General features: G+C 50.5%; 10 protein-coding genes. 6 read left to right on the top strand and 4 right to left on the bottom strand.

What is annotated here, in order from left to right; genetic code table 11:
• Window positions 1-6: 6 nt before the first annotated feature.
• A complete protein-coding gene (gene sufB, locus JI741_RS22680) occupies window positions 7-1,452 on the bottom strand; it encodes a Fe-S cluster assembly protein SufB (RefSeq protein WP_202013710.1) in 1,446 nt (481 codons plus the stop codon).
• Between the two features lie 102 nt (window positions 1,453-1,554).
• On the bottom strand, window positions 1,555-2,019 hold the full coding sequence (locus JI741_RS22675; RefSeq protein WP_073131526.1) for an Lrp/AsnC ligand binding domain-containing protein: 465 nt from the start codon (window positions 2,017-2,019) through the stop codon (window positions 1,555-1,557).
• Between the two features lie 633 nt (window positions 2,020-2,652).
• On the opposite strand from JI741_RS22675, the gene JI741_RS22670 reads away from it, so the two are divergent.
• The 4 genes from JI741_RS22670 to JI741_RS22655 all read left to right on the top strand — a co-directional run bounded on the left by JI741_RS22670 (window position 2,653) and on the right by JI741_RS22655 (window position 7,419).
• Window positions 2,653-4,335, top strand: a complete 1,683-nt coding sequence (locus tag JI741_RS22670) for an AMP-binding protein (protein ID WP_202013709.1) — start codon at window positions 2,653-2,655, stop codon at window positions 4,333-4,335.
• Between the two features lie 90 nt (window positions 4,336-4,425).
• On the top strand, window positions 4,426-4,857 hold the full coding sequence (locus JI741_RS22665) for a TerB family tellurite resistance protein (RefSeq protein WP_202013708.1): 432 nt from the start codon (window positions 4,426-4,428) through the stop codon (window positions 4,855-4,857).
• Between the two features lie 240 nt (window positions 4,858-5,097).
• Window positions 5,098-6,537: a TonB-dependent receptor gene (locus JI741_RS22660; RefSeq protein ID WP_202013707.1), complete on the top strand. Its 1,440-nt coding sequence runs from the start codon at window positions 5,098-5,100 to the stop codon at window positions 6,535-6,537.
• 66 nt (window positions 6,538-6,603) lie between these two features.
• Window positions 6,604-7,419 (top strand): VanW family protein, encoded by an 816-nt coding sequence (locus tag JI741_RS22655; protein ID WP_202013706.1) that lies wholly within the window; start codon window positions 6,604-6,606, stop codon window positions 7,417-7,419.
• A 7-nt stretch (window positions 7,420-7,426) separates the two neighbouring features.
• Here the strand turns inward: JI741_RS22655 and JI741_RS22650 are convergent, their stop codons facing one another.
• Complete coding sequence (locus JI741_RS22650) at window positions 7,427-8,485, bottom strand: agmatinase family protein (RefSeq protein ID WP_202013705.1); 1,059 nt, start codon at window positions 8,483-8,485, stop codon at window positions 7,427-7,429.
• 34 nt (window positions 8,486-8,519) lie between these two features.
• Window positions 8,520-9,023 carry a SixA phosphatase family protein gene (locus JI741_RS22645; protein ID WP_202013704.1) on the bottom strand — a complete coding sequence of 168 codons (504 nt, stop codon included), beginning with the start codon at window positions 9,021-9,023 and terminating at the stop codon, window positions 8,520-8,522.
• Window positions 9,024-9,252: 229 nt separating this feature from the next.
• Between JI741_RS22645 and topA the strand changes: the two genes are divergently transcribed.
• A complete protein-coding gene (gene topA, locus JI741_RS22640) occupies window positions 9,253-11,718 on the top strand; it encodes a type I DNA topoisomerase (protein ID WP_202013703.1) in 2,466 nt (821 codons plus the stop codon).
• Between the two features lie 153 nt (window positions 11,719-11,871).
• On the top strand, window positions 11,872-12,564 hold the full coding sequence (locus JI741_RS22635; protein WP_202013702.1) for an SIR2 family NAD-dependent protein deacylase: 693 nt from the start codon (window positions 11,872-11,874) through the stop codon (window positions 12,562-12,564).
• Window positions 12,565-12,614: the final 50 nt, after the last annotated feature.

Below are 12,614 nucleotides of genomic sequence, written 5' to 3'. Positions count from 1 at the left end.
AAAAAATTAACCTACGCTGCCTTCCAGGGTAAGTGCCAGAAGCTTTTGTGCTTCCACGGCAAACTCCATGGGAAGCTGGTTCAGCACTTCCTTGGCATAGCCGTTCACGATGAGGGCCACGGCCGATTCTTCGTCGATGCCGCGTTGCAGGCAATAGAAGATCTGGTCTTCGCCAATTTTGGAAGTGGTGGCTTCGTGTTCGATGCGCGCCGAATTGTTTTCCACGTCGATATAGGGGAACGTGTGTGCGCCGCATTGGTCGCCCATCAGCAGGGAGTCGCATTGTGAAAAGTTGCGTGCGTTTTCGGCGCGCTTCATGATATGCACTTGTCCGCGATAGCTGTTTTGGGAATGACCTGCAGAGATGCCTTTCGAAACGATGCGTGACTTCGTGTTTTTGCCAATGTGAATCATCTTTGTGCCGGTGTCGGCCTGCTGATAATTGTTGGTGACGGCCACGGAATAGAATTCGCCCATGGAGTTGTCGCCTTTCAAAATGCAGGAAGGATATTTCCAGGTGATGGCCGATCCGGTTTCCACCTGGGTCCACGAGATTTTGGAGCCGTCGCCGAAGCAAAGGCCACGTTTGGTCACGAAGTTGTAGATGCCGCCCTTGCCTTCTTTGTTGCCGGGATACCAGTTTTGCACAGTGGAGTATTTTACTTGTGCATCTTTCATGGCATAGATTTCCACCACGGCCGCGTGAAGCTGATTTTCGTCGCGCATCGGTGCCGTGCAACCTTCGAGGTAGCTCACATACGCACCTTCGTCGGCCACGATCAACGTTCTTTCAAACTGACCGGTGTTGGCCGCGTTGATGCGGAAATAAGTAGACAGTTCCATGGGGCAGCGAACACCCTTGGGGATATAGCAGAACGAACCGTCGGTGAAGACGGCCGAGTTCAGCGCTGCAAAATAGTTGTCGTTCACAGGCACGACTGAGCCCATGTATTTTTTCACGAGTTCGGGATGTTCCTGAACGGCCTCACTGAATGAACAGAAGATGATGCCCAGCTCGGCGAGTGTTTCCTTATAGGTCGTTGCCACCGAAACGCTGTCGATCACGGCGTCTACGGCGATGCCGGTGAGACGTTTTTGTTCTGTGAGCGAAATGCCAAGTTTCTCGAAGGTTTTGATCAATTCGGGATCAACGTCTTCGAGGTTCTTAACTTTTGCTTTTTGCTTTGGTGCAGAATAGTAGATAAGATCCTGATAGTCGATAGGAGGGTAGGTCACGTTAGGCCATTTGGGCTCCTTCATTTTGATCCATTGGCGGAACGCGCTAAGACGCCACTCCAACAGCCATTCAGGTTCGTTCTTTTTTGCGGAAATGAAGCGGATAATGCCTTCGTTCAGACCTTTCGGGGCCGAGTCGGTCTCAATATCAATAGTCCAGCCATGCTCATACTCCTTTGATGTCAACTCCTCTAAAACCTGATTGTCTTTACTCATAGCAGTCTATTTAGACTAATTTTAAACAACCTACAAAAGTATAACAAAAATGCCATTTCTAGGTTCAAAACCCTTCAGAAGTTTTCGCTATGGAAGCCGGCGTCAGGTAAGGTTGAGACTTCTGTCGAGGCTTTCTTCCAGCGAGATCATGGTTTCGGTCCGTTCAATGCCTTCCACTTGTTGGATCTTATCGTGCAACACCTGTTTGAGGTGATTGGTGTCCTTACAGTGAATTTTTGTGAACATACTGTAGTTGCCGGTGGTGTAGTGTATGTTCGTGATTTCGGGAATGGCTTTCAGTTTGGCCATTACCTGATCATAGAGGGCGCTTTTCTGTAAGAATATGCCAATGAAGGCGGTGATGTCGTAGCCCAGTTTGGCATAGTTTACTTTAAGGGTGGTTTTCTCGACAATGCCTGCTTCTTCGAGCTTGTTCATGCGCACGTGCACGGTGCCTCCTGATACGAAGGCTTTTTTTGCCACTTCTGTATAGGGTTTCTTCGCGTCTTGCATGAGGATTTCCAAAATCTTCAGATCGACATTATCAACTTTATAATTTTCGGCCATGTAAAATTTGAGTTTTGACTATAATTCAAAAATATGAAACAATTTTAAAAAATCTACAATTATTCGAATACTTTCTTGATTTAGGTATCAGGTTTTGTGTTACTTTGTTAAAGATTTTACAACGCACACACATTACTCACACAACAAAACACAACCTTGTAGGGTGTTGAAATTTGGCAGACAAGCCCTCCGGTCTCGGGGGTGGAGAAAACGGGATAAAGTCCAGCCTTTGGCGACCTAACTGCTCCGTGGAGGTTCGAACCCTCCCTCTACAGCAACCACACACGCACACACACACACACAACAAACACATTGTAGGGTGTTGAAATTGGCAGACAAGCCCTCCGGTCTCGGGGGTGGAGAGTACGGAAGAAAGTGAAAGCCCCTGATCCCAGTAACTACTACCAGGATCAGGTCTGACGCCTAACCGCTCCGTGGAGGTTCGACTCCTTCCTCTACAGCAAGCTCAGTTTAGGTTAATGAGTTATTCAGAGCTGCCCGCTCCGACTTGTCGGGGCGGGTTTTTTATTTTCATCCTTTCGCATATTTCGCTATTGATTTGCTGGCAAACAATCGTTTGCTTTGGATTTTATATTTTATCCGTAAGGAAATCAACCTTTTTTGTTCAGTTCTATGAAAGAATTTCCCTGGTTCAAAAACTACCCGGAAGGCGTTGCCCACGAAATCAATCTCTATGATTATCCTTCGCTGCAAGATTTTTTTGATGCAGGATTTTCGAAATATCCCGACCGTGTAGCCTATGAAAATATGGGCGTGCCCATGACCTATCGCGAGCTTGACGAACGGTCTTCTCATTTTGCAGCCTATCTTCAGCAGGACCTCAACCTGAAAAAGGGCGATCGCATTGCCATTCAAATGCCCAACATGCTGCAGTTCCCCGTCATTTTGATCGGGGCCCTTCGAGCGGGGCTCATCGTAGTCAATACCAATCCCCTGTATACACCGCGCGAGATGGAGCATCAGTTTAAGGATGCGGAAATCTCGGCGATTGTGATCGTTTCAAATTTTGCGTTTCACCTCGAGAAAGTGATTGCCAACTATCCCATAAAACACGTCATCGTGACGCAGCTTGGCGACATGCTGGGTGGGTTGAAAGGTGCACTTGTAAATTTTGTGGTGAAGAACATCAAGAAGATGGTGCCGGCCTACAACGTTCCGCACACCACGTTTAAGGAAGCCATGAAGCGTGGCGCAGCCTTGAAACTGCAGCCGGTGAAATGTGATGTGAACGACGTTGCCGTGCTGCAATATACAGGAGGCACTACGGGCATCGCCAAGGGCGCACAACTTTCGCATGGCAATCTTATCGCGCACAACTCGATGATCACCGAGTGGTTCAAGCCCTACATGAACGGGAAAGGCGAAAACCTCATCATCACGGGCATTCCCATGTATCACATCTTTGCCTTGAGCGTGAACGGTCTGCTCATGTTTAGCACGGGTGTGAAGAACGTGCTGATCACGAACCCGCGCGACATGAAAGGATTTATCAAAGAGTTGAAAAAATATAAGTTCACCATTCTCACCGGCGTGAACACGCTGTTCAACGGCATGCTGAACACCGAAGGCTTTAAGGACCTGGACTTTTCGACGCTGCACGGCGCTGTGGGTGGAGGTATGGCAGTTCAGGACGTGGTGGCCAAGAAATGGAAAGAGGTGACGGGAACGGCCTTGGTGGAAGGCTATGGCCTGAGCGAAACATCGCCCGTGTTGTGCTGCAACCCGCTGGATGGCAAACACAAACTGGGAACCATAGGTTTGCCTATGCCCAACACCGAAGTGGCCATCTTCGACGAGCAGGGAAACCAGTTGCCGCAAGGCGAAGTGGGAGAGATCTGTGGCCGTGGTCCACAAGTGATGTCGGGCTATTGGCGAAAAGACAACGACGGTGTGTTTTTTCCGGGCGGATGGTTCCGCACGGGCGACATCGGCACCATGGACACGGAAGGTTTTTTCAAGATCGTGGACCGGAAGAAAGACATGATCAAAGTGTCGGGCTTCAATGTGTTTCCCAACGAAATCGAGAACGTGGTGGCGGCTCATCCGAAAGTGCTGGAGGTGGCGGCTATTGGCGTGCCCGACGCAAAATCGGGAGAGGTGATCAAGATCTTTGTGGTGAAGCGCGACCAGAGCCTGACGGAAGACGAGCTGCGCAAATATTGCCACGAGAACCTCACGAACTACAAGGTTCCCAAGCACATCGAGTTTCGTAAAGAATTGCCCAAAACCAATGTGGGCAAAATTTTGAGACGGGCACTGAAAGAGGAAGAGGCTGCCGCTGCGGCAGCCGCCTGATCCTTGCGGTTGGAAGAGGTTTCGGATTTTTAATTCGAGGCTTTTCCGTATTTTAGAATAACGATTTCCATTCACGAAAACATCCTTTTTATGATCGGCTTTTTTGAGCATCAATACCTGTCCTACAAGAAGAATCACATCAAAAACCTGTTGGCACTGGCCAAGGCCGACGGGCACATGCACCCGAAAGAAGAAGCTTTGTTATATAAGATTGCCAAACACTATGGCCTGAAAGATCGCCAGGTGAAAGAGTTGGTGGATGCCGAGGAAAAGTTTGAGATGAACGTGCCCGACAACCACAACGATAAAATGAACCTGCTCTACGACCTCATCCTCATGGTGTATGCCGATGATGTGGTGGACAAGCACGAGATTGAATTTTGTGAAGACGCCGTGGAGCGTTTTGGCATGAAGAAGCAATTGGTTGGATGGTTACTGGAGGAGTTTGAGCGCGGAACACCTCCGCCCCCCGAAGAGTGGGAGGAGATTAAGCGCGAGGCGAAGGAAAAATTTGTTTCCTAGATTTTTCACGACCTCACACCAGAGACCAATCGCATAGGAGCTGCGAATCACGCTTCGGTAAACGATTGAACCCCGTAATTTCAGGGAGTGTTTCCTTTTGAGAAGCGCGGCCCATGCAAAATGCATTGACACTCTGACATGCAAGCGCCCAACGATTGTATTGCCGGAAGATTTAAATGTATTTACCTTTCAACCATTTGGGGATTAACGGTAAATTGAGGAGGAAAGCAGTAGCAGGTTATGGAAGAATTCAGAAAACTCACCACGCAGGAGAAAGCCCTTCGCATCAACTTGAGCAAGGCCATCTATGGTTCGTTTGCTGAGATCGGTGCGGGTCAGGAAGTCGCAGCCAATTTTTTTAAAGTAGGCGGCGCCTCCGGAACGGTCGCCAAAACCATGTCGGCCTACGACATGAAGTTTTCGGATGCCATCTACGGTGTGGGTGGCCGCTACGTGTGCGAAGAACGGTTGATCCGCATGCTGGACCATGAGTATGTGTTGCTGCCCGAACGTCTTCCCCACAGAATTGAATCAACCCGTTTTTTTGCATTCGCCGATACGGTGGAAGTGATCAATTACGATCGTACCAACCAAGGTCACGGCTGGATGGGACTTCGCTTTCAGATGACGCCCCAGAGCGAGCCCAACGACTGCGTGCTGCACTTGAAGATGCACGACAACGATCCGTTGCAACAGCAGTATGCGCTGGGCATGGTTGGGGTGAACATGCTCTATTCGTGTATGTTCCTCACAAACCCCGAAGAGATACTGATGTCGTTGCTGGATGGCCTCACGGCCCGTCGCATCGAGATCGATATGTTTCGTCTGGATGGTCCCGACTTCAAACACGTTGACAATCGCCTGATGGCCTTGAAGCTGGTGAAGAACGGATTGACCAAGGCAGCTATGTTCGGTCCGGATGGCAACGTGATGCAGCCTTCGGATGAATTGTATAAAAAGAACGTGCTGGTTTTGCGTGGACGTTTCCGCCCGCCGACCCATGTGAATGTGGATATGCTGTTGGCCTCGCGTCGTCATTTCAAACACGAAGCCGATGTGGACCGCGCCAACATCATGCTCATCTCGGAGCTGACACTGAACGATCTGAGCCCCGACGGAAAAATAGACGAGCGCGACTTTTTGCATCGCGCCGACATTCTGTGTTCGCTGGGACAAAACGTGTTGATCTCAAACTATTTCGAATACTACCGCCTGGTGGACTACCTCTCCAAAATCACAAAGGGGAAAAAGATCGGCATCACCATGGGCATCTTCGCGCTGCAAAAAGTGTTTGAAGAAAAGACATACGAAAACACCCGCGGTGGAATTCTCGAGTGTTTTGCTTCATTGTTTGGTTCGAATGTGAAGCTCTACATTTATCCCGCATGGCAAAACAATGAACTGTTCACGCTGAAGAACTTCGAGCAAACGTTGCCCGACAACCTGAAAAATCTCTTCCGCTTCCTCATGGACAACAACAAGCTGGAAGACATTGCCGAAGCCAACGTGAAAAACCTGCACATCATTTCCGACAATGTTCTGGCCATGATCCGCAAGGGCGAAGCCGGATGGGAAAAATTTGTTCCGCACAAAGTGGAAGAAGCCATCAAAGAATTCGGCCTGTTCGATTATCCCAAAGCGGAGGAAACGAAGCAGGTTTCGGAGGAGTTGAGCAGCTAAGAGCAGTAACCCTTTTTGATTTCGTTGTTTAAAATGAAATCCGGAAACGCCCCCATACTGCTCGCGATGAAGCAACGAAAACTCCTGAGTCAACGACATCCCATTCTGTATTTTCTGGCTGTGTGGGCAAGGCGTATAAAACGTCAGGTCACCTGGCGTATAGACAATAAGACATACGCTTCGCGGCGTGTATCCGAAAAGTTGCCCTTCCGGATAAAAAAGCATCAGTCTGTGCTCATGAAGAAGTTGGGCGACAGCAACGTGGAGTGGCAGGTTAACAAAGTGACTAACCTCAGAATCGCCAGCAGGCAAATTGACGGTATCATCATCAAGCCAGGCGAAACCTTTTCGTTTTGCAAGCTCGTGGGGTTGCCTACGAAGAAGAAGGGATACCTGCTTGGCATGGAGCTTTCGTTTGGCCAGGCAAGAGCGGGAATTGGAGGAGGCATTTGCCAGATTGCAAACCTTGTTCACTGGCTTGTGATTCACAGTCCGCTCACGGTAACCGAACGCTATCATCATTCTTTCGATCCGTTTCCCGACGATGGTCGCGTGCTGCCTTTCGGAAGCGGAGCCACCGTTTTCTATAACTACCGCGACTATCAATTCACAAACAACACACCGCATATTTTCCAGGTGAACTTGTGGTTCTCTGAAAAATGCCTGGAGGGCGAACTCCGCATTGATCACGAACTGGACTATGCCTATCGGGTTGTTGAGAAAGATCACGCGTTCGTGAAAGTGCAGGATCAGTTCTTCCGGAAGAATGAAATCTGGCGGGAGAAGCTCTTGAAGTTTGAAGGCGGAAAAGTGGTGGACACTGAACTGGTCACCAAAAACTTTGCGCGCGTTGCCTATGTGCCCGACCGCTACGAGGTGTGACTTGTTTTTATTTCAACGCAAGTTTCCCGTGTGAAACGCCCATCCAATGGCAAAGCTGGTAGAGCAGGCGTGCGCCCACGTTGGCATCCCAGTCGTCGTCTTCGCCGGGGGCCACTTCGGTGAGGTCGAAGCCGATAATTTTTTTGCGGGCCAGCACAAGTTTCTTCAGCAGGTAGATGACTTGTTGAAATTCCAATCCGCCGGGCACGGGTGTTCCGCTGTTGGGGCAGAGTTTGGGGTCGAGGCCATCGATGTCGAAGCTGATGTAGACGAGCGGAGGGAGGTGGTGAATGATGTCGTCGCAAATGCGATCCCAGGTGTCGCCTTTGTAGTGACGCGCTTTCAGGTCTTCGTCGAAGAACGTGACCACGCGGCCCATAGCCCGGCCGATAACGTCCATTTCTTCGGCGCACCAATCGCGGATGCCCACCTGCACGATGCGGCCTACGGCGGGAATTTTCAGTGCGTTATACATGATCGACGCGTGTGAGTAGGTGAAACCCTCGTAGGCCCTGCGTAGGTCGGCGTGGGCATCGAATTGCAAAATGCCAAAGCGGTTGTGGTGTTCGCTCAACGCACGCAGCAGGCCCAGCGGTGTGCTGTGGTCGCCGCCCACCAATCCCACCATCTTGCCTTCTCTGATGTATTGCTGGGCGGTGGACTTCACATAGATGTTAAAGTTTTCGGACGCTTCATTGATCTTGGCCAGCATGGCATCGTCGGCAGCAACGGGTTCGCCACGCTCTACGCGGGCAATGTGTTCTTTGGCCCACGACCGTAGTTTATCGCTTTCGCCCAGCATGTTGGTGGACACGGGCAGCATGTTCACGCCCAGTTTCCAGGCGTCGGGAATGTCTTTTATAAAATGATCGACTTGTCGCGATGCCTGAAGTATGGCTTTGGGGCCACGCGCGGTTCCGCTGTGATAAGACACGGTCACTTCCCAGGGCGTGGGGATCAGAATCACTTCGGCATGTTCGGGCGAAAAGGGAAGACCAAAAATATTTCCTTCCGTTCCGGGGCCGCTGGGATCGAAACGTTTTATCACTTCATCTTTAGAGAGCATATCCTTTTCGCGCGATAGGGTTGTTGATGTTCAGCTAGTTGTTGTCCAACATGCTTGGCGAAACATAGTTTTCCAACGAACCATTGCCCTGGGTCACTTCCTTCCAGGAGGAGATGTTGAATTTGATGGTGGCCAGGCCGCCGGTGGCCATGTCGCCAATTTCGGATTGGGTAACATACTCGGCCACGTAGGAGATGACGGGGTTGTGTCCTATTATTAATATAGTGTGAAACTTGTCGTCGAGGGCCGAAAGAAATTGGAAGAAGGTTCGTGACGAGGCTTCGTAGATTTCTTCGGTGATGGTGATTTTTTCGAGGTCTATTTTCATGGCGTTGGCCACATAGCGCGCCGTGTCTTGCGCGCGTTCGGCCACGCTGGTGAGCACCGCATCGACGTTGATGTTTTGCTGATAGAGATAGGTTCCGATCACGACGGCTTCGCGCATGCCACGGGGCGTGAGCGACCGCTCCTTGTCGGATTGGCCGGCCTGCTTTTCAGCACTTTCGGCATGGCGCAATAAATAGAGGTGTCGTGTCATTTCGGGTCTTGAATAGGGGTGAGGTTGGCCAAATCTTGTCAATATTAAGGAGCCAAATATAAAAAAGTTAAAAAAAAGCTTTTAAAATGTGCTAACGACGTGAAGGTCAGCACCTAAATGATAGCTGAGACAACAGCCATTCGACCCCGTTTCCGGGATGGCGGAAGGCCTCAAATTTGATTTTTTAAAATTTTACTGATATTTGAAGCCGTTGAACGATTAAAGCTGCATGTCAAAAAACCTCGTAATAGTTGAATCTCCGGCGAAAGCAAAAACCATAGAAGGTTATCTGGGTAAGGATTATAAAGTTGCTTCCAGCATGGGTCACATCCGCGATTTGCCCAAAGGAAGCGGCGCCATTGATATTGAAAATAACTTCGAACCCACCTACGAAGTCAGCCCCGAGAAGAAGGATATTATTTCCAAACTTAAAAAGCTTGCCGAGGATGCCGAGATGGTCTACCTCGCTTCCGATGAGGACCGCGAGGGAGAAGCTATTTCGTGGCACTTGAAAGAAGTGCTCGACCTGACCGATGCCAAGACACGCCGCATCGTGTTCACAGAAATTACCAAGAAAGCTATTTTGAACTCGCTGCAAAATCCGCGAGGCATCGATATTGATCTGGTGAATGCACAGCAGGCCCGTCGTGTGCTCGACCGTCTGGTGGGCTATGAACTGTCGCCCATTCTCTGGAAAAAAATCAAGACCGGTCTCTCGGCAGGCCGCGTGCAGTCTGTGGCGGTGCGCCTGGTGGTGGAACGCGAACGCGAGATCACGGAGTTTAAAGCGAAGTCGTCGTTTAAAGTGAACGCGCTTTTTGATTTGGGCAAAGGCAAGAATCTGGTGGCCGAATTGTCGGAGCGATTCGACACCGAGGAGGAAGCACAGGCGTTTTTGGAATCGTGCAAGGGCGCGAAATATTCCATCACCGATTTGCAAACCCGCCCGTCAAAACGTTCGCCAGCGCCGCCGTTCACCACGTCAACCTTGCAGCAGGAAGCTGCGCGCAAGCTGGGCTTCTCGGTTATTCAAACCATGATGGTGGCCCAGAAACTTTATGAAGCCGGTAAGATCAGCTACATGCGTACGGACTCCGTGAACCTTTCGGACGAAGCACGCAACGGCGCCATGAATCAGATTACCTCTGCGTTTGGAAAAGAATTTTTTCAGGCACGTGTTTATAAAACAAAATCGTCGTCGGCACAGGAAGCTCACGAAGCCATACGACCCACCGATTTTTCGGTGATGGATCCAGGCATGGACCGCAATGGTCTTCGCCTCTACGAACTCATCTGGAAACGCGCCATCGCCTCGCAGATGGCCGACGCCGAACTGGAAAAGACAACGGCCACGATAGGCATCAGCACCAACCAGCGTGCGTTTGTTGCCACTGGCGAGGTGATCAAGTTTGAAGGATTTTTGAAAGTATATATGGAGTCGGGCGACGATGAGGATGAAGAAGAGAACAGCAAGACGCTGCCTCCGCTCACCGTAGGTCAATCGCTCACCCTCGAAGAGATTATTGCCAAGCAGGTGTTCACCCGCCACCCGCCCCGCTACACGGAAGCGAGCCTGGTGAAGAAACTGGAAGAACTTGGCATCGGCCGCCCGTCTACGTATGCGCCCACCATCACCACGGTGCAAAAGCGTGGCTATGTGGTGAAAGAAATCCGCGAAGGCGTTGAACGAAAATACACCGTGCTGTCGCTGAAGAACGACGCCATCACAAAAACAGGCGAAACGGAAATTACCGGCGCCGAAAAAAACAAACTCTTCCCCACCAACACGGCCATGGTGGTGAACGACTTTCTCGTAGACCACTTTCCCGACATCACCGATTTTTCGTTTACGTCAGACATCGAACAGGAGTTTGATGAGATTGCCAATGGCAAGCTGAACTGGAAGAAGATGATCGACACGTTCTATCAGCCCTTCCACAAAAAGGTGTCGGAGACTGAAAAGATTGAACGGTCGTCGGTAGGCAAGTCGAAAGAATTGGGCACCGATCCGAAGACGGGCAAGAACGTTTATGCGAAGCTTGGAAAGTTTGGGGCCTATGTGCAGATCGGCGAAAATCCAGACGACAACGGGGGCGAAAAACCCAAGTTTGCCAGTCTGCGTCCCGGCCAGTTCATCGAGAACATCACGATGGAAGATGCCATGGAGCTCTTCAAGATGCCTCGCGACCTCGGTCTCTTTGAAGAGAAACCAGTGGTGGTGAACATCGGACGGTTTGGTCCGTATGTGCTGCACGACAAGAAATTTGTTTCCATTCCCAAAGACATCGATCCCTACGCCATCACACCCGAACGCGCAGTGGAGTTGATTGAAGCCAAACGTGTTGCCGATGCGAACCGGACCATTAAAGTGTTTGCCGAAGATCCTGACATGCAGGTGTTGAACGGTCGATTTGGTCCCTACATAAAGGCGGGCAAAAAGAATGTAAAAATTCCGAAAGATCGCGAACCTGCATCACTTACCTACGAAGAGTGCGTGACGCTGGCCGCCAACGCTCCCGAAAAACGCGGACGCTTTGGTCGCAAGGCAGCTCCGGAACCTGCAGCCAAAACCGCGACGAAGACGGCCGCGAAGAAGGCGCCGGCCAAGAAGGTAGCGGCAAAGAAAACGGCGGCCAAGAAAACTGCAGCAAAGAAAACCACGGCGAAGAAAGCCGCTCCGAAAAAGAAGAAATAGAGTATTCGTTTTTTAATAGCGGCGCGCTGCATACATTAAACGTGTGCAGCGCGCCTTTTTTTATTGACCCTGTTTCTTCGCGACGCATAGTGGAAGCGATCACATGTCGATAGGAAATTTGTATTTTCGTTTGAAGAATAAAGGAGCAAGATCATGAAGAAAAAACTGGTAGTGTTGAGCGGTGCGGGCATCAGTGCAGAGAGCGGCGTGCCGACCTTTCGCGATTCGGATGGATTGTGGGAGGGCCACGATGTGATGGAGGTGGCAACACCGGAGGGCTGGAAAAAGAATCCTGCTTTGGTGATGGACTTCTACAACCAACGACGCAAGCGCGCCCTGGAAGTATTTCCCAACCGAGGTCACGAGATTCTGGCCGAGCTCGAAGCAGAATTTGATGTGACAGTGGTGACGCAGAACGTCGACAATCTTCACGAGCGTGCCGGTTCGTCGCACGTCATTCACTTGCACGGCAGCTTGTTTGAATCGCGAAGCTCGAAAGATGAAAATCTGGTGTATCCCATTGAAGGTTGGGAACTGAAGCTTGGCGATCTTTGCGAGAAGGGATCGCAGCTGCGTCCCAACATTGTGTGGTTTGGCGAAATGGTGCCGCTCATGGAGGTGGCCGCCGGGTATGCAGCCAAGGCCGATTTTTTTATAGTGGTGGGAACGTCTATGGTGGTGTATCCCGCAGCAGGATTAATCAACTATGTGCCGCACGATGCGCTGAAGTTTGTTGTCGATCCAAAACTGCCCGACATAGGCAGCGACCCAACCATTCGCATGTTTGCCGAAAAGGCAAGCACCGGCATGGAGAAGGTAAAGCTGGCCTTGGCCGAATGGCGTTGACCGAGGGAAAGACCCCGCTATTTTACATTTCGCGTGCGGAGTGGTAGATT

It is taken from the genome of Chryseolinea lacunae (assembly GCF_016735595.1).
GTDB classification, from domain to species: Bacteria; Bacteroidota; Bacteroidia; order Cytophagales; family Cyclobacteriaceae; genus Chryseolinea; species Chryseolinea lacunae.
The sequence above is the reverse complement of the archived record's forward strand: the minus strand, read 5'-3'. Positions and strand labels throughout refer to the sequence as shown.